This window comes from Neorhodopirellula pilleata (assembly GCF_007859915.1).
Classification (GTDB): domain Bacteria; phylum Planctomycetota; class Planctomycetia; order Pirellulales; family Pirellulaceae; genus Rhodopirellula; species Rhodopirellula pilleata.
The window spans coordinates 31,553-48,478 of record NZ_SJPM01000022.1 but is presented as its reverse complement, the minus strand read 5'-3'; the positions used below and the strand labels follow the sequence as shown (position 1 = coordinate 48,478).

17 protein-coding genes and 1 pseudogene are annotated in these 16,926 nt (G+C 55.9%); 12 read left to right on the top strand and 6 right to left on the bottom strand.

Features of this window, described 5'->3' with window-relative positions; all coding sequences use genetic code 11:
- Window positions 1-232: 232 nt before the first annotated feature.
- The 3 genes from Pla100_RS27635 to dapA all read right to left on the bottom strand — a co-directional run bounded on the left by Pla100_RS27635 (window position 233) and on the right by dapA (window position 2,652).
- Window positions 233-679 (bottom strand): YbjN domain-containing protein, encoded by a 447-nt coding sequence (locus Pla100_RS27635; RefSeq protein WP_146582157.1) that lies wholly within the window; start codon window positions 677-679, stop codon window positions 233-235.
- Window positions 680-754: 75 nt separating this feature from the next.
- On the bottom strand, window positions 755-1,723 hold the full coding sequence (locus Pla100_RS27630; protein ID WP_146582154.1) for a carboxylesterase family protein: 969 nt from the start codon (window positions 1,721-1,723) through the stop codon (window positions 755-757).
- On the bottom strand, window positions 1,720-2,652 hold the full coding sequence (dapA, locus tag Pla100_RS27625; protein WP_146582152.1) for a 4-hydroxy-tetrahydrodipicolinate synthase: 933 nt from the start codon (window positions 2,650-2,652) through the stop codon (window positions 1,720-1,722). Before dapA ends, Pla100_RS27630 begins: the two co-directional genes overlap by 4 nt.
- Before the next feature lie 298 nt (window positions 2,653-2,950).
- Here dapA and rpsL point away from each other — a divergent pair, with 298 nt between their 5' ends.
- The 4 genes from rpsL to Pla100_RS27605 all read left to right on the top strand — a co-directional run bounded on the left by rpsL (window position 2,951) and on the right by Pla100_RS27605 (window position 7,331).
- A complete protein-coding gene (rpsL, locus tag Pla100_RS27620; protein WP_008676202.1) occupies window positions 2,951-3,316 on the top strand; it encodes a 30S ribosomal protein S12 in 366 nt (121 codons plus the stop codon).
- Window positions 3,317-3,386: 70 nt separating this feature from the next.
- Window positions 3,387-3,860 (top strand): 30S ribosomal protein S7, encoded by a 474-nt coding sequence (gene rpsG, locus Pla100_RS27615; RefSeq protein WP_146582150.1) that lies wholly within the window; start codon window positions 3,387-3,389, stop codon window positions 3,858-3,860.
- 119 nt (window positions 3,861-3,979) lie between these two features.
- Window positions 3,980-6,073 (top strand): elongation factor G, encoded by a 2,094-nt coding sequence (gene fusA, locus Pla100_RS27610; RefSeq protein ID WP_146582148.1) that lies wholly within the window; start codon window positions 3,980-3,982, stop codon window positions 6,071-6,073.
- A 598-nt stretch (window positions 6,074-6,671) separates the two neighbouring features.
- Entirely contained in the window at window positions 6,672-7,331 is a 660-nt protein-coding gene (locus Pla100_RS27605) for a Uma2 family endonuclease (protein WP_146582145.1), read from the top strand.
- Window positions 7,332-7,843: 512 nt separating this feature from the next.
- Here Pla100_RS27605 and Pla100_RS27600 read toward each other — a convergent pair.
- Window positions 7,844-8,155, bottom strand: coding sequence for a transposase (locus Pla100_RS27600; RefSeq protein WP_197168290.1), 312 nt, complete (start codon window positions 8,153-8,155; stop codon window positions 7,844-7,846).
- 1 nt (window position 8,156) lies between these two features.
- On the bottom strand, window positions 8,157-8,588 hold the full coding sequence (locus tag Pla100_RS27595) for a transposase (protein WP_146582141.1): 432 nt from the start codon (window positions 8,586-8,588) through the stop codon (window positions 8,157-8,159).
- 191 nt (window positions 8,589-8,779) lie between these two features.
- Between Pla100_RS27595 and Pla100_RS27590 the strand changes: the two genes are divergently transcribed.
- From Pla100_RS27590 to Pla100_RS27580, 4 genes and pseudogenes are all read left to right on the top strand, one after another.
- Complete coding sequence (locus Pla100_RS27590; RefSeq protein WP_146582139.1) at window positions 8,780-9,358, top strand: hypothetical protein; 579 nt, start codon at window positions 8,780-8,782, stop codon at window positions 9,356-9,358.
- The gene (locus Pla100_RS27585) at window positions 9,351-9,662 is read left to right on the top strand and encodes a hypothetical protein (RefSeq protein ID WP_146582137.1); all 312 of its coding nucleotides are present in this window, start codon (window positions 9,351-9,353) and stop codon (window positions 9,660-9,662) included. The genes Pla100_RS27590 and Pla100_RS27585 overlap by 8 nt, the downstream gene beginning before the upstream one ends.
- Before the next feature lie 191 nt (window positions 9,663-9,853).
- Window positions 9,854-9,979 carry a hypothetical protein gene (locus Pla100_RS32260; RefSeq protein ID WP_261344829.1) on the top strand — a complete coding sequence of 42 codons (126 nt, stop codon included), beginning with the start codon at window positions 9,854-9,856 and terminating at the stop codon, window positions 9,977-9,979.
- Window positions 9,980-10,103: 124 nt separating this feature from the next.
- Window positions 10,104-10,286, top strand: a pseudogene (locus tag Pla100_RS27580) (Uma2 family endonuclease); the annotation flags it as partial.
- A 199-nt stretch (window positions 10,287-10,485) separates the two neighbouring features.
- Here the strand turns inward: Pla100_RS27580 and Pla100_RS27575 are convergent.
- Window positions 10,486-11,118 (bottom strand): Uma2 family endonuclease, encoded by a 633-nt coding sequence (locus Pla100_RS27575; protein WP_146582135.1) that lies wholly within the window; start codon window positions 11,116-11,118, stop codon window positions 10,486-10,488.
- Between the two features lie 405 nt (window positions 11,119-11,523).
- Here Pla100_RS27575 and Pla100_RS27565 point away from each other — a divergent pair, with 405 nt between their 5' ends.
- The 4 genes from Pla100_RS27565 to Pla100_RS27550 all read left to right on the top strand — a co-directional run bounded on the left by Pla100_RS27565 (window position 11,524) and on the right by Pla100_RS27550 (window position 16,784).
- Window positions 11,524-12,306 carry a glycosyltransferase family 2 protein gene (locus tag Pla100_RS27565; protein ID WP_231603704.1) on the top strand — a complete coding sequence of 261 codons (783 nt, stop codon included), beginning with the start codon at window positions 11,524-11,526 and terminating at the stop codon, window positions 12,304-12,306.
- Window positions 12,307-12,319: 13 nt separating this feature from the next.
- A complete protein-coding gene (locus tag Pla100_RS27560) occupies window positions 12,320-12,709 on the top strand; it encodes a DUF2304 domain-containing protein (RefSeq protein ID WP_197168289.1) in 390 nt (129 codons plus the stop codon).
- Between the two features lie 1,150 nt (window positions 12,710-13,859).
- Window positions 13,860-15,737 carry a tetratricopeptide repeat protein gene (locus tag Pla100_RS27555; protein WP_146582129.1) on the top strand — a complete coding sequence of 626 codons (1,878 nt, stop codon included), beginning with the start codon at window positions 13,860-13,862 and terminating at the stop codon, window positions 15,735-15,737.
- Between the two features lie 123 nt (window positions 15,738-15,860).
- Window positions 15,861-16,784 (top strand): ABC transporter permease, encoded by a 924-nt coding sequence (locus Pla100_RS27550; RefSeq protein ID WP_146582127.1) that lies wholly within the window; start codon window positions 15,861-15,863, stop codon window positions 16,782-16,784.
- The last annotated feature ends 142 nt before the right edge of the window (window positions 16,785-16,926 follow it).

Below are 16,926 nucleotides of genomic sequence, written 5' to 3'. Positions count from 1 at the left end.
GAGTGACGTGAAGCGGATAAACCACCCAATCAGCCAGCAGGCTGTCGATTGAATCGTAACCCGATGCGTCAGCGAGGGATTCATCGCCATTAACACCTCTTTATATAACCTTCGCTCACGCATTTTAAAGTTGCGCTTTTTTCGTAACCCGCTGCGTAAGCGAGGGATCTTTGATATTGACTCATCCCTCGCTCACGCTTCGGGTTACGATGCAAACTAAATCAACGCGCCGCTAGAGCTCGGCGGCGTCAATGGCGAGCTTGACGTCTTCGTTGCCATAGATGATCGACAAGAACGCCGGAATGTACCGGTCGACCATCGCGCCGCCGACGTATAGTAAATGATCAAGAACCTCGTCGTCGGGAAGTTCGCCTTCGATCGGTATCGCGGTCTGGAATCGCAATTCACCGTCGTCAAAGTCCATTTCGAATTTACCGAGCTTCAAGCCGTAATTGGCTCGCGTGATCGCTTCGGCGATCCGATGTCGATGGTTGTCGGGAATTTTGTTGGCGGGGTGAGTGAAGATTTGCAGCATGGATTCTTCGACAATGATCAACACCCGAATGTCGCCGTGCTTGCCATCGAATGCCAAACGAAACAAGCCACGATCCTCATCGTGGTCGTACTTCAGACCGCCGCGATCAAGGTAAGCGCTGAATTGGTCAACTTGAGCGGACATATCGTTGGCTCCGAAAGTTGGCGGCAAGAAAAAAACAGGTCGGACGACCCGATCAAGTGATCGGGTTGCCAACCATCAACGGGTTTGCTTGAACAACCAAGCGTAGGTGGCTTCGTCGGCGTAAGTCGCCGTCCAACTGTCGTGTTGAACGCCTGGAAGTTCGGTATATCGAAGTTCACCGGAATGACCTTTGGAGGCGACCGCCGCGATCATTTCGCGACTGCGGGTGACCGGCACGACCGGGTCGGCATCACCGTGAACGGCCCACAGGTCCGTCGAGGCGTAACGGCCCGCCCAATCCGGATCGGCTCCGCCGCAAATCGCGAGCATCGCGGCAAAACCGCCGGTCGTCTGGTTGGTTGTCGCCTTGCGGGTTGTCGTCGCGGAAGCGTTCAATCGTGCGGAACTCATTTGCTCGGAACTCATTTGCTCGGGACTCGCCTTTCGGTTGTTAGCTTGGTGGGAGCTGCCGGGAGAGTACTCCGCCGCCGCATACCAGCTTCCGTAACCACCCATCGACAGGCCGGTAACATAAAGACGCGATGGATCGACGTCGGTTCGCTGAACTAACTCGTCGAGCAGTTCAAAAACCAATTTCATCGGTTCGGACGGGGTTTCGGGAAACGTCCCATTGCCGGGTGCTTTGCCCCAATCGGTCTCCACCCACCGCTTTTCCTTGGGACATTGCGGGGCCACGACGATCGCGGGGAAGCGTTGGTCGCGTCCATCGCGGATAAATTCCAATGCGCCGTGTTTCAGTTGGGCTTCGTTGTCGTCGCCCCGTTCGCCCGCCCCATGAAGGAACAGCACGAGTGGGAACTTGGTCGCGTCCGAGCCCGAGTCGTCACGGACACCGGCGGCCGGGAAGTGAATGCGGTAATGGAGTTTCTCACCAGCGGCATTCTCGTAGACCGCGTGCGCATAGGGACTCATGGAAGAACTTGGCGTGGAAATGGGGCGTTGATCGGCCAGTAGCGAGGCACCGCAACCGGTGGCGACCGCGAGGCTTACTGCAACGAGTCGGCAGAAACCGGCGAACCTCATGACGCCGAGCCGCTCGTTTGCATCGCCCCCGCGAGTGTTGAATCGAGACCGAACTGCATCAAGGTTTCCTGCAAAATCGCACGTTCGGAATCATTCAAGGCCACCATCGGCAATCGCAGCTCACCCGTGTCGCGACCGAGCATCTGCATCGCCGCCTTGACCGGAATCGGGTTGGTCGACAGTCCCAACATTTTACTGCACAGCGAATACAGCCGATGATGGACGGCGGCCGCGGTCGTGTAGTCGCCCGCTTGGGCGGCTCGGACCATCTCCAGCATCACCGAGGGGACCACGTTACCGGCGACGCTGACGACGCCTTCGGCCCCGACACTCATCATCGGCAAGGTCAACGAATCGTCGCCCGACAACACCGTCAGATCGGTCGTGTTCAACACCGCCGAACACTGGTCGAGCGAACCGGTCGCTTCCTTGACCATCGTGATGCCGGGTAATTCGGCGAGACGCTGAATTGTTTCGACTTCGATGTTCTTGCCCGTTCGTCCGGGAATGTTGTAAACACAAACCGGGATATCGATGTCCTCGGCGATCGCCCGGAAGTGCTGGTACATGCCTTCCTGGGTCGGCTTGTTGTAATACGGAGCGACTTGCAAGGTCGCGTCGGCCCCTTCGGCGGCAGCCCGGCGGGTCAATCGCAACGCTTCGGCGGTGCTGTTGCTACCCGTTCCGGCCATGACTTTCACCCGACCGGCCACGTGAGCGATCGTTTCGGCGATCACCCGTTCGTGCTCGTCGTGGGACAATGTCGGGGATTCACCCGTCGTCCCGGCGGGCACGATGCACTGGGTGCCCGCCTCGATTTGAAAGTCGATTTGTTCGCGAAGCCGCTCGACATCGAGTTGGTCGTCGCGGAACGGAGTAATGATGGCGACGGCCAAGCCTGCGAATTGGCTACCTTTACGCTGCGTCATGAAATCAAAAGCCGGTTGGGGGCGTTGGAATGGTTGGGTTGTGGAATCGATCGGGAAAGGAATTGCGGGTGCAACCAGGTGAAGTTGCGGTCAGACCCGAAAAAACGGCCGCCGAACTCAACGAATTACCCAGTATAACGCCTTCGGGGGCACTTTTACGAGGGCTGACGTCGTTCGCTCTTGACAAAAACCCGTCTTCCGCGATACTTCGCGGCTCGATTCGTCGCTCGCCCAAGAAAATGGCGTTTGCGGGTGCACGAACGGACCCCTCTGAACATCTTCACTTCGTTGTCAATCCATGCCTACCATCAATCAACTCGTTCGCAAGAATCGCAAGCTAAAGAAGAGCCAGAGCAAGTCGCCAGTGCTCGAAAAGTGCCCTCAAAAACAAGGCGTTTGCTTGCAAGTGCGGACGATGACCCCCAAGAAGCCGAACTCGGCTTTGCGTAAGATCACGCGGGTCCGATTGAGCAACGGCAAAGAAGTGACCGTTTACATCCCCGGCGAAGGCCACAACCTGCAAGAACACTCGATCGTGCTCGTTCGCGGTGGTCGTGTCCGCGATTTGCCGGGTGTGCGTTACCAAGTCGTCCGCGGTTCACGCGACGCATTGGGCGTCGACGGACGCAAGCAATCCCGCAGCCGTTACGGTGCCAAGAAGTAGTCACCGGGCGAGCTAGCTCACCGAATTTTTCACCAACCCCCGCACATTCACTCCTTACCGATCAGTTTTCATGGGACGCATCACTTCCAGTCGCAGCCAACTCAAGGGCGATCCGCGACACCATTCGTTGTTGGCCAGTAAATTCATCAACTGTTTGATGTACGACGGCAAGAAGACCACCGCCCAGCGCGTCTTCTATGATGCACTGGAAGAAATCGGCAAACGACACGAAGGCGACGAAGATCCGATCGCGGTTTTCGAAACCGCCTTGGAGAACGTCAAGCCGTACATCGAAGTTCGCTCCAAGCGGGTCGGTGGTGCGAGCTACCAAGTTCCGATGCAAGTCAACAAATCCCGCCAACAAAGCCTCGCGATCCGCTGGGTACTTGGCGCCGTTCGCGACAAGAAGGGCCGTCCGATGCACCTCAAGCTCGCCGACGAGTTGCTGGCCGCTTACAAGAAGGAAGGTGCCGCGTACACCAAGCGGGAAAACACCCACCGAATGGCCGACGCGAACAAGGCGTTTGCCCACTTCGCTTGGTAAGCCTGTTCGGCTCCACAAAAAAACATCACAATCGTTCGCGATCTGGCTGATCCCAGATCGCGATTTTTTTTGTCCACACTTTTTTGCCCTCTCGTTCGCCTCCTTCCCAGCACGACTTCATGGCCGCTGACATATCCAAGATTCGCAACATCGGCATCATCGCTCACATTGACGCGGGAAAGACCACCGTCACCGAACGCATGTTGTATCTCAGCGGCGAAAAACACCGCGTCGGTCGCGTCGATCACGGGACGACCGACACCGACGACGACCCCGAAGAACAGGACCGCGGTATCACGATCTTCAGCGCATGCGTGAAGTACAAATGGGGTCCGTACAACGTTAACTTGCTCGACACTCCCGGTCACGTCGATTTCACCGCCGAGGTGGAACGATGCTTACGAGTTCTCGATGGCGCGGTGGTGGTGTTTTCAGCCCGGGAAGGCGTCGAAGCGCAAAGCGAAACCGTGTGGCGGCAAGCGGATCGTTACGAGGTGCCACGCATCGTCTTCATCAACAAGATGGACCGCGAAGGGGCAAACTTCGAGAACGTCTTCAACGACATCGGCCCGCGGTTGGGAGGGCGACCCGTCGCCGTCGAAATCCCCGTCGGCCAAGGACCAACGCACGTCAACGATCCATTTCGTGGCGTTATCGATTTGGTCGATATGAAATTCCTCGAGTTCGATCCGGAAACCGAAGGCAAGACGGTCAAAGAAACCGAGATCCCCGATGAACTCGCCGATGACGCCGCGATCTGGCGTGAGCAGATGTTAGAGGCCGTCTACGAAATCAGCGAAGACGCCATGGCACTTGCCATGGAGGAACAGGAAGTCCCGCGTGACGTGATCATGGCGGCGATCCGCAAAGGCTGTCTCGAACGAACGATCCAGCCCGTATTCTGTGGGTCGGCGCTGCACGGGATCGGCGTCCAACCGCTCATGACCGGCGTCGGGAACTATCTGCCCAGTCCCTTGGATCGTCCGCCTGTACAAGGCGTTGCACCGGGGAAACCCGACAGCGTCGAGCTTCGCAAGCCGGACATCAAAGAGCCCTTCTGCGGACTCGTTTTTAAAATCTTGCCTGCCAAGACGGGCGACAACTATTGGATCCGCGTTTACAGCGGCGAACTTCATCAGAACTCGCGCGTGCTATGTCCGAATCGTGACAAGAAAGAAAACGTCGCCCAGATTTGGCAGATTCACGCGACCAAGAAGGATCGCGACGGACAGAGCGAAGTCGTCGGTGCGGGTGACATTTGCTGTGTCATCGGCCCTCGCTTCGCCATCACCGGTGACACGATCTGCGAATCCAAAGCACCGATCGAATTGCCGAGTATCAAGTTTGCCGAGACGGTGTTGTCGATGGCGATCGAACCCGAGAGCACTTCGGATCGCAAGAAGCTCGAAGAGACGCTCGACATGCTCCGTCGACAAGACCCGACGTTCCGCGCCGTCGAAAACGAAGAGATCGGGCAAACCATCATCAGCGGCATGGGCGAGTTGCACTTGGAGGTGATTCAACATCGCTTGACCCGCGACTTCAACTTGAACGTGAAGTTTTATAAGCCCCGCGTCAATTACCGCGAAACGATCGGCGGCAAGGCCGATGTTACCGGCGTTTGCAACCGCATCGTCAACGGCCAACAGATGTTCGCCCGGCTCAAGGCACGCGTGTCGACGACCGAAAATCCGTCGGATCCCGTCGTTGTTTTTGATCGCTTGCCGCCCGAATGCCCACTGCCCAACGCCGTCCGGACGGCTGCGATCGAAGAGATGCGAGAACGCGCCGGCGGCGGCGGAATGATCGCCGGCTTCCCGTTGTCGGGCGTTCGATTCGAGGTCTACGACGCTGAAGTGCATGAAGACGGCAGTGACGAAGTCGCCTTTCGGATCGCGGCGGGAGATGCGTTCGAATCGGGCATCCAAGCCGCCGGACCGGTGTTGCTCGAACCGGTGATGCGAGTCGAGGTCACCACGCCCGACGACTATATGGGCGAGTTAGTCGGCGACTTGCAACAGCGACGGGCGATCATCGCGTCGACGGAATCTCGCGGCGCGATGACGGTGATCACCGCCCACGCGCCGCTCAAAGAAATGTTCGGCTACAGCAGCGCCGTGCGAAGTCTCAGCCAAGGCCGTGCGGGCAGCAGCATGGAACCCTACGGTTACCAAGCCGCCCCGAAGGAAGACGCCGAGAGTTTCTCGTACTGAAAAGTGAGACTGCTGATTTAACGAGCCGTTTTGGCCTTAGCGAGCTATTGATTTAATCGTAACCCGAAGCGTAAGCGAGGGATGAGTCAATTCCAATGATCCCTCGCTTACGCAGCGGGTTACGAAAAACCAATGCCACAGGCAAAATCGCCACTTCAAAACTCACGCATCGGGTTGCGATGCAAACTAAATCAACAGCCCGTTAGCCACGGTTTCGGCACCGCAGAACCGGAGCTGACGCCCAAACGGCTGATCTTCAATCGGCGCTCTTGACTAAATCAGCAGTCTCAAAGCTTGGGGAGAAGTCGAGCACGACGTTGTATGCGTTTGCACCACTTCGCTGAAGCGGCGTCACGAAATTCGCAAATAAAAATCGATCTTGTTATCCTGGGTGATAAACCAGTGGCATTATTCGCAAGGATTTCGATCTTCAACCCAGCTAAGCATCGCGGGAACAATAAGTAAAACATTTGTAGTGGATCTTGTTAAAGATCCTCCTGCAAAGGGATCTTTAACAAGATCCACTACGTCAGCGAATTCAACATCCACCATAACGTCACTTCGTCACCCGCTGCTCCTTCGCCAACCCCCTAACAACATGTCGCAGGCATTCGACCCTTTCGATTCGGTAGCACCGCGTTTGCCGTCCAAAGACGGCGAACCCGCTTGGGAAGCAGCTTACTTTTTTGCCCCGCAAGGTCGTTGGTCCGAAGAGACGTTTTTGCAATTTCACACCAATCAGATGGCCGAATTGGTGGAAGGGCGCCTTGAGATTTTGCCCATGCTCACATGGTTGCATCAACTCATCCTCGAGTTTCTGTTCGACCGCTTTCGCGACCATGTGCGTCAGCAAAAACTTGGTGGCAAAATGCTTATGGCTCCGCTTCCCATAAAACTATTCCCAGGAACGATTCGCGAACCAGACCTGCTTTACGTTCGCCCTGAAAATATACCCGCCGACATCCGTGGCTACCCCGACAAGATTGATCTTGCAATCGAGATCGTTAGCGAAGATCTCAAATCACGCCAGCGCGACTACGAAGAAAAACGAATCGACTACGCCAAGGCGGGAGTCTCCGAATACTGGATCGTTGACCCGCAAGAACAAGTTGTCTCGGTGTTGACCCTTCAAGACGCTCAGTACCAGATCGATCAAGAATGCCGCGTTGGCGAAACAGCCAAAAGTCGCTTGCTCAGCGGATTGGCGATCCCAGTTGACGATATCTGGGCTTTGGGTAACAGCAAGAATCAACCGTAGCCGGATTCACACGAATTCCGATTCTCCACCCATCCCCCCCCCGGAACTCTTGCGAGTCCCGCTACCAAACTCCCTCAAAATTCGACCTTGAGCGAAGCATCCTCGAACGGCATCCCAATCGGCAGGACCGCCGAAGGCAAGCAGATCGGATTTCTGCATTGTAAACATGTTCGTTGCGATCGTTGCAAAAAAGGGCCATTGGCGATTGGCTAAATACCAAACCTGCCGGGTCTCCGCCGAAGCGACTGCGACCCAGCCTACCAACCACGAACGCTGGCCATCCGTAGGCTGGGTGAAGGAGGCTTTGCGACGAACACCCGGCATAAACGCGATTGGCCGCTAGCCCGGATACTGCATCCGCAGTGTCTTGAATTTCATTTGGGTTTGGGATAGGGCGATTCGGCGAGACCCAGGATAGTAGAGCATTTTCTTCGACGATCAGCGCGGACCGCCCCCCTCCCCCATCTCAAAAATTCAGTTGGAGTCCTCGGCTTTTTCGACGATGGGCACCGCTAGCCGCTGCGGCACAGACGCACCAGCACACGCTCGACGATCAGTTGGCTTGGACAGTGACTCGGAAGATGAAACACGACACGTCGAGTCGTCACCCGGACTCGCGCTGCGATCTTTATCAGCTTCAAACGGATCGTGTCCACGCGCCAACGTGCTTCCTTGCTGCCGGACAAACCCAAACGACGAATACCATCGACCAAGACATACGCAAACGTCGAAAGCATCAAGCGAAACTGATTGGCCATGAACCGCGTGCAACTGGTCCGATCGGCAAACAGACACAACTGCTGCTCTTTAATCCGGTTCTCCATCTCACCTCGGGCACGGTAAACCGTGCAATGTGTCGACGAGGACTTCATGCAGATCAAAGATCACCTTGGAGTCGATGCGGTTTTCAAACCGGCAGTGCGTCCAAGGACTCGCCAGAGGCTGATGTTCTTCGCCGTAATTGTTTTGTGCAGGGGTACGTCCGGCAGCGACTTGGAACGCCGGATCGTGCCGAAGTTGATCGTGGTCGTTGGCGTCTTCGTTGCCCGCAGCGATGCCGAAAATACGACTGGTGAGGATCTCGGCTTGCCGATGGGCGGTGTAGATGGGATCGCGAGGATCGGGAATCGCTTGGTCAATGCGTCGAATCGGATCGAGCCTGCGATCCACTTCGCGTAGCAGCACGAGTCCTCCGTCGGAGGTGAGCGTTCCGCCATCGAAATCAACTTCAACGGCTTGTCGTCGGAGGCGTTTCAGAGCAGGTCGTTTTCGTTTACACTTTGCTACCGCCCGAAGCCTCGGATTGGTGGTCTATGAAGTGTCGTAACTCCAATAGATACCTAACCGAAGGCTTCTGCGAGATAGGGGCAAACCGATCTTCGGATAAGATGTCCGCACTAGCCCCAGTTCTCGGATAGGTTCTTAACCTTCAACACGGTAGATATTCCTTGTCGCAGGCGGATTTACTCGCATTGGTCGTCGGGATCCTGCACGAGCTTGGCATCCCTCACATGGTCGTGGGTGCCCATGCATCCAGTTTGCACGGGGAGCCCAGATCGACCCATGATGTGGACATGGTGATCGACTTGGCTCCGGCGAAGATCGACGCATTGGCCGAACGATTTGAACCGACGCGTTACTACATCAGCAAATCAGCTTTGCGGGAAGGTCGCATGGCGAACGTGATTGACTTGCAAACGGGCGACAAGTTGGATCTTTTCCTCTTGCAGGATGACCCCCACAGCCAACTGGCGATGAATCGGCGTCAGCCAGCAGAAATCATGGGAGTCGCCGTCGACGTTTCCTCTCCCGAAGACACCATCTTGGCAAAACTTACCTGGGATAAACTTTGCGGAGGCTCGGAGCGTCAGCGAACGGACATCACCCAGATCTTGCGGATTCGCGGCGCCTCGCTGGATGATGGATACCTGCGACAGCAAGCCGAAATCGCTGGTACGATCGAGATATGGCTTGATTTGCGAGCGAGCGTTCAGACCAACAACGAGACAAATGATCGTAATGCATGATCACGAACTTGAAATTGCCAATTCGACGGCTGCCGGTCGCGAAGCCTTAGCGTTGCGGTTGCGGATCCTGCAATCGCTCACGCCCGAGCAAAAGCTGATGAAGTCCTTCGAGTTGACCGAATTGACACGACAGACGATGCGTGCCGGGATCCGACGCGATCACCCGGACGCCACGCAGCCCGAACTTGACTGGCTCTGCGCCGACCGGTTGCTGCAATTCCAAAAGCTTTGTCCCGAAATACGCCAAGAAGTTCTGCGCAGGCGCCAGGCAATGCGGCCCCAGTCGGCGATTGCGACTGAATAAACCGACGCTTCTCGGTGAACGCCACGACTATAACTCCATCAATCCTCCGTTTCCTGAATACCACCTTTCTCCCAGACCAAACTTCTGCCAGACAGACATCCTGCAGACTCGCCTTCGCAAATCCCTCACCCACCACGTGATTGCTTCGTTGGTTAGAATGGGTCAAACGCTAACGCCTAAAAGCTCTCACGATGTCCCACGCCACCGTCAGTGAAACATTTGCCGATCGACTCGCCGATCTGGGGCACCTCGACGCGCAGCGCATTCGCGCCCGACCGGCTCCCGGTATCGCCGCGCTAGTGGTCTGGGACAGCTAAAAGTTAGGGTAGTGGATCTTGTTAAAGATCCTGTAGCGGTCGGATCTTTAACAAGATCCACTACAGCCAACCCTAGTTTTTAGCTGTAACAGACCACTTGCCCCCTTAAGAAGACAAACGCACCGACTACGCCAAAGCCGGTGTTTCCGAATACTGGATTGTCGACCCGCAAGAAGCCAAGATCACCGTGCTCGTATTGCGAGAGAACGACTACGTCGAACTCGGCGTTTATCACACCGGCGAAATCGCCAGCGGCCGACGACTGCCCAACCTCGCCGTCGACGTCACCCGAGTGATGAACGCATAAAACGGGTCCCACTGAAACCACCCAATCAGCCGCAACGCGATAGCGACGTGTTGATTTAATCGTAACCCGAAGCGTTAGCGAGGGATTCATCACCATTAAGTCCTTTGTATGTATCCCTCGCTCACGCTTCGGGTTTCGATGAGGACTAAATCAACAGCCCGATAGCGTGCGATTCCCGCGACAAACGTCTGCCATGAAATCAAAGCGGCGACGCATCCTCGAACAACATCGCTATCGGCAAGACCGCAGCCGGCAAGCAGATCGGAGAAATGGACTCGTCGGCGGTATGAGTCGATAGCGTCCGGTACGTGCCCGCTTGCGGATCGCGGTAAACACGGATCTCACGACGTGGGACGTTGATGTGCCAGTACTCGGGAACACCGTCGCGAGCATAGATTTCGCATTTCTCGTTGGCGTCAAACCGGGCGATTGTGAGACTCGCTTCGATCAATAGAAAAATGTCTTCTGGGCCGGGATGTTGACGAGCATACGATCGCCGCTTAACCCAAGCGATATCAGGTTCAGGCACACTGATAGAACTGGGTAGCACGATGGGTTTCTCGACACGAATGCGAAACTGTCTTTCCGCCTGTTCGATGCACCATTCACTCAGAATGTCGATCGGATCCGCGTGCTCGGGGCCTTGAGGATTCGTCCGGATAATCCTGCCGTTGATGAGTTCGATTTGTCCCACACGGCCTTCAAAGTGGCCGTGATCGACCAAGTCCGCGTACTGCTGGATCGAGATCGGCAGCGTTACCGGCATCGCATCACCTGGTAAAACTCCGGTTTGGGAAGGAAGGTTTTCGTGAAGCGGATTCGCCGTGCTCATGGGGAACGCCTGTGAGATGTGAAAAACAAACGCCGCAAAATGTCATTCCGTTCATGACGAGAAACAGAATGGTTTGCCGCATTGTAAGCAAGTTTTTTGCGATCGTCGTTAAAAAGGGCGATTGGCGGTTGGCTCAATATCAAACCTGCCGGGTCTGCGCCGAAGCGGCTGCGACCCAGCCTACAAGAGGTAGGCTGGGTGGAGGAGGCTTTGCGACGAACACCCGGCATAAACGCGATTGGCCGCTAGGCTCGTCAGGTGACATTTGCCCGTCTAACTCAATCAGCCGCACCGCGTTAGCGGCGGTTAACCAAACGCCCACCGCCAACCGCTAAAAGCCAATCGCCAACCGCCAACCACCCCGGCTAAGGTTCATGAAACCTTCATCCCGTTTGACTTGCTGTTTTGACCGGCATCGTCATCCTTTATCGCATGACACCGACGATCTCCCCGACCGAAAATCCTCGCACGCAGCCCAGCGTCGCCCCCCCCGCCACGTCCAAAATCTCGCGGTCAACCACCTGGATCATCGTCCCCGCTTACAACGAGGCAACCCGGCTCGGCAATACGCTCAATAAGCTTTGCCAGGCGGGCGACTATCAAGTCGTCGTCGTCGATGACGGCTCCAAAGACGACACTGCCGAGGCGGCCGCGAGATGGCCCGTTCATGTCCTGCGTCACCCGATCAATTGCGGCCAAGGTGCGGCAATTCAAACCGGTATCGATTACGCACTTTCCCGAGGTGCTGAAGTCTTGGTCACGTTCGACGGCGACGGCCAACACGACGCCCGTGAGATCGAACGACTGCTCGAGCCGCTTCGAAACGGAGTCGCCGACGTGGTGCTCGGCTCGCGTTTCCTGGGCGGCACGATCAAGATGCCCGCATCGCGTCACGCGTTGCTGGTCGCCGCGACTTGGTACACGCGATTGACGACCCGTTTGTCGGTCACCGACACCCACAACGGATTTCGAGCATTTACGCGCGAGGCGGCGATGCAGGTTCGCATCCGTCACCCGCGGATGGCCCATGCGTCCGAGATCCTTGAAGAAATCGCCCGACGCGGACTACGCTGGGTGGAGGCTCCCGTGACGATCCGGTACACCGAGGAAACGCTCGCCAAGGGCCAATCAGGCTGGGACGCGATTCGGATCGCGGGGCAATTGATGCTGGGGCGTTTGGTAAGATAGCACCTTGATCACTATGTCCGGTTTCTGCCAAGTTAATCCTCAAGCCATCCAGCCTGCCATGACTCTCTTCCAGTGGATCGTTGTTCCCCTCCTGAGCGTATTTTTGCTCCTGGAGATCCATGGAATGCGATCGGGCCGAATTCGGCGAACGGTCCGTTTGGCCCGCATCTTACTTTGGGCAGGCGCAATTCTTTTGACCTTGTTTCCAAACGTCACTAGCAAGTTGGCCATCCTGGTCGGGATCGGTCGCGGCGTCGACCTAATCGTTTACATATTCATGATCGTCGCCTCGGTCGCCTGGCTGCACATGCAAACTCAGCACCAAAGACTCCAGCGATCGATCGTCGAATTGGCTCGATCCCAAACCCTCCAAAACCCCGTCAAAGATTTATCCCAAAGTTAGCTCGGTGAACCGCCGCAACGGCCTTCGCCGACGTTGGCTTGCCCGCACTTAACAAAACAAGAAACGAGTGATCCATCAATATTGAATTTTAGGGTGAACCGAACGCGTAGCGACCTGTTGATTGAATCGTTTAACGGCAAGCCGCAGGCGACAGAGATTGAAAACGCAGGCGCCTGCGGCTTGCCGTTAAACGAAAACGCCCAAACGTGCACTAAAACAGCAGCCCGCTAACGTCGGGTGTCGAGCAATGCCCGCGGCTGGCGCCGTCGGCTCACTTCACTAAGCCTAATTTTGTATTTTGACAAAGCACTAACCGGAGTCGGAAGACTTCGGTGTCCCCTCGAAATCCGCTGAACTCTTGCGAGTCCAGCTACCACGGCCGCTCGAAACTTTCTAGGTTTCAGGCCACGAATCCAGCACCACGCCATGGTTGACACAAAATTAAAAGTGTCACCCAAGTAGACGAAGTCCGCGCGGCTGGAGGCTAGTCCAGCTTCTAGTGCTTTGTCCAACTTTAATCTTTGGATTAGCCGTTTTGGCGCTAGCGGCGTGTTGATTTAATCGTAACCCGAAGCGTCAGCGAGGGATTGATCGCCATTAAATCCTTTGTAGGTATCCCTCGCTCACGCTTTTTGAAGTTGCGCTTTTACTTGTGGCATTGGTTTTTCGTAACCCGAAGCGTGAGCGAGGAATGAGTCAATATCAATAATCCCTCGCTTACGCATCGGGTTACGAAAAAAGCGCAACTTCAAAACTCACGCTTCGGGTTTCGATTCGGATTAGATCAACAGCCCGCTAGCCACGGTTCCGTCGCAAAAACCGGGGCTAGCGTCCAAACGGCTAATGTTGCCAACCCTCAAGTTGAATCTAGACAAAGCACTAGTATTCCTCTGCAGTTCAATTTTCGGGTAGTGGATCTTGTTAAAGATCCTTTCAGCATGGGATCTTTAACAAGATCCACTACGGTCTACCCGAAAAACAAGGTGAGCTGGAATACTAGACTGTCTCTTTTGCGGCTCTCGCTTGCGTTCAATGCCCTTGCGCGGATACCGAAATCTTGCGATTCCGGCTACTAATCCCTTCACGTTTCCCGTTCGTTTTGTCTAGTCTACCGTTAAGCCCGGAACGCCAAGATAGCGCGACCAGTAGCTTGGGCGTAGCCCTTCCGCATCAGTCCACCGCGCCCGTCGCAACCGCGACTCAGGAACGCGCTCTAAGCAAAACGATCGGCACAGCCTTCGCTGTCGTTCTCTCTTTTCTTGTCCTATTCCTGTACTCGCCTTCGTTTGTCGGACCCTATGTTTACGACGATATCGGTCATCTTCGTGGCAACTCGACACTCGACGCGTTTCCGCCGAGTCTGAGTTGGACGCGAGCCGAAACACGTCCCGTCGTGATGGCGACATTTGCCCTCGAGCGGGCTTTGTTCGGTGAGTCGCCTTCGGTTCATCGCATCGGGAACGTGCTGATCCATATCCTCACCGCGATCCTATTGTTTGTGCTCGTTCAATCGGTCGCCCGGTTCTCCCTATCAGTCGACGACGAGGAGCGAAGTGAAACGAATCCATCGACCAACCGCGACGCGACTGCGTTGGCATGTTTAGTCGCACTGTTGTGGGCAGTTCATCCGCTCAACACGCAAGCGGTCGCCTACATTATCCAAAGATGCGAATCGTTGATGGGGCTTTGCTTCATCGTGTTTCTGCTGATGCTCGTTTGGCATCAACAAAGTGAACAGCGTCGCTGGCTGATTGTGGCCGGCATTTTCTTCGTGATCGGACTATGGTCCAAAACCGTGATGGTGACCGCACTCGCCGTGGGCCCCTTGTTCGATCGTGCTTTCCTTGCCGCTGACTGGAGAATGGTTTGGAAGCGACGCGGTTGGCTCTACGGCGTTCCGCTCGCCGCAAGCGTCGTGGCCGTCGTCACGCTATTGCCTGGGTTACTTCGTGGCGATGCCAACGTCGGCTTTGGTGGGGACGCCCCTCCAGCGTTACCTCATATCGCCGCTCAAGCCGACATCGTCTTCCGGTATCTCGGCATGTCTCTGTTCCCGATCGGTCTGAATATCGACCACGGTCTGACAGTGCCTCAACCATGGGTTCAGTTTTTGCCGCAGATCATGTCGGCATTGGCTGTTGTGATAAGTGGATTTGTCGCGGGTTACTTCGGCTATTGGAAGCTCGCGTTTTTCCTCCTTGCACCGCTGTTCATCCTCGCCCCAACTTCCTCGTTCATCCCGACGGCGGATTTACTCGTCGAACATCGCATGTATCTGCCTCTCGCTTGCATCGTGACAGGGAGCGTATTTGGGGCGAGGTTGCTGGCCCGAAGGCTCCGTCATTCCGGCCTGCCAATGACCAATCGAATTCACCGCCCGGTTCGATGGGTCGCGATCTCGAGTCTTCCGATCGTGATGTTGTTCAGTTGGGGAACTTGGTCTCGGGCTCACGACTATCAATCGGGTTCCCGGTTGTGGTATCGCTCGTTGATTGAAAACCCGGCCAACCCGCGAGCGGCACAAAACCTCGTCAACACCGCGACTGAAGAGATCTCTTCCGAAGCGTTGATGCAACTTTATGTCGACGCTCTCGCGTCGGCGCAACAGCGTGCATTGCCGACCTCGATCATCCTCGGCCGCATCGGTGAAGAACTCGTCAAAGCGAACCGGGCCGTGGAGGCCACTCAGGTCTTGCAACGATCGATCGCCGGAGACCCAACGCAGGAAGATTTCGCCAACCGATTTTATCCTCCGAGTACTCGCGAAGAGTACGCGTCCCACCACATCAATCACGCCCTCGCGCTGATGCAACTCGGCCGAATCGATGAAGCGGCCGCCGACCTGGAAGTCGCCTTCCGCATTCACGACCAATCCCCACTCGCCAGAGCCATCGCCGGCGATCTCATGCAAAAGGCAGGAAATCCAGAATCGGCGATCGTGCATTTTCAGAGAGCACTTCAACTAAGACCACAGTGGCCCGAGGTTCAATCGCAACTCAACGACTTGTTGTCAGCGGAAGCCCCGTAGCTGGACTCGCAAGAGTTCAGTAGTTTGCAAGAGTCGAAGATCGTAGCTGGACTCGCAAGAGTTCAGTCGAACCCAATCGAAATCCGAATTCTTGCGAATCCGGCTACTATCTCCCCCCATTTTATGAACGTCGTCACTTCCGAACCGTTGCATCCCGCATCGACCGATCAGCCGATGATCGAACCGGCAGCATCACATACAGGCGATTCGAATACGCCGGACCTCCCAATGCGTTGGGTCGAAGCCAGTCCCGCATGGCGGCTGATTTCGTTTCGGGAACTGTGGCAATACCGCGAGCTGATTTGGGCCTTCGGATTCCGCGACTTGAAAGTCCGTTATCGCCAAACGTTCGTTGGCTTGGCATGGGCCGTCATGCAGCCGCTGTTCACGGTGATCGTTTTTGGTGTGTTGATCCATTGGCTACGCGGAAATGCCAGCGACGGAACCGTCCCGTACGTCGTCACGAGTCTGTGTGGCATGGTTCCCTGGCAGTTCTTCGCTGCGGCCGTTTCGCAAGCCACATTATCGATCGCGCTAAACAACAACCTCATCAAGAAAGTGTATTTCCCAAGGGTCATCCTGCCGCTATCCGCGTTCGTGCCCGCCTCGGTCGATTTTGGTGTGGCCTTCGCGATGCTCGCCGTAGTCATGATGTACTTCGGAATTTTTCCCGGATGGCCAGCCTTGCTACTGCCGGTGCTCGTTGCCGCCACGCTTGTTGTGGCCGCCGCGTTCGCGCTGTGGCTCTCGGCACTCAACGGCATCTACCGTGATGTTCAGTTTGCCGTTCCATTTGTTTTGCAACTCGGAATGATGGTTAGCCCCGTGGTGTACGAAACCGGCGCGGTCGTTCCAGAGAAGTGGCAACCAATTTACTACCTCAATCCACTTGCCGGATTGCTGCAGTGCTACCGAGCGGCGCTGCTCGGTTCACCGTGGCCCGACCTTTCCTCGATCGCCATCTCGACCGCCGGAGTCCTCGTGCTCCTCGTCGGCGGCATGGCTTATTTCCGCCGCATGGAACGCTACTTCGCCGACGTGGCTTAGGAGATGAATAGGTCATAGGCAACAGGTTACAGGTGACAGGTTTCTGGTCACATTCCCGTCCGAATTCGAAAATCAAACCTTTTGCTGTTATGCTGAAGAAGTGTGCAAGACATGTTTTCCTGTTCTCCCGTCCTCCTGTTTT

Bases quoted from the DNA above. Each gene is read 5' to 3' on its own strand.
- rpsL (WP_008676202.1), top strand. From the start codon at position 2,951: ATGCCTACCATCAATCAACTCGTTCGCAAGAATCGCAAGCTAAAGAAG.
- rpsG (WP_146582150.1), top strand. From the start codon at position 3,387: ATGGGACGCATCACTTCCAGTCGCAGCCAACTCAAGGGCGATCCGCGA.
- Pla100_RS27585 (WP_146582137.1), top strand. From the start codon at position 9,351: ATGCATGATCACGAACTTGAAATTGCCAATTCGACGGCTGCCGGTCGC.
- Pla100_RS27630 (WP_146582154.1), bottom strand. From the start codon at position 1,723: ATGAGGTTCGCCGGTTTCTGCCGACTCGTTGCAGTAAGCCTCGCGGTC.
- Pla100_RS27575 (WP_146582135.1), bottom strand. From the start codon at position 11,118: ATGAGCACGGCGAATCCGCTTCACGAAAACCTTCCTTCCCAAACCGGA.
- Pla100_RS27635 (WP_146582157.1), bottom strand. From the start codon at position 679: ATGTCCGCTCAAGTTGACCAATTCAGCGCTTACCTTGATCGCGGCGGT.
- Pla100_RS27605 (WP_146582145.1), top strand. From the start codon at position 6,672: ATGTCGCAGGCATTCGACCCTTTCGATTCGGTAGCACCGCGTTTGCCG.
- dapA (WP_146582152.1), bottom strand. From the start codon at position 2,652: ATGACGCAGCGTAAAGGTAGCCAATTCGCAGGCTTGGCCGTCGCCATC.
- Pla100_RS32260 (WP_261344829.1), top strand. From the start codon at position 9,854: ATGTCCCACGCCACCGTCAGTGAAACATTTGCCGATCGACTCGCCGAT.
- Pla100_RS27550 (WP_146582127.1), top strand. From the start codon at position 15,861: ATGAACGTCGTCACTTCCGAACCGTTGCATCCCGCATCGACCGATCAG.
- Pla100_RS27560 (WP_197168289.1), top strand. From the start codon at position 12,320: ATGTCCGGTTTCTGCCAAGTTAATCCTCAAGCCATCCAGCCTGCCATG.
- Pla100_RS27600 (WP_197168290.1), bottom strand. From the start codon at position 8,155: ATGGAGAACCGGATTAAAGAGCAGCAGTTGTGTCTGTTTGCCGATCGG.
- fusA (WP_146582148.1), top strand. From the start codon at position 3,980: ATGGCCGCTGACATATCCAAGATTCGCAACATCGGCATCATCGCTCAC.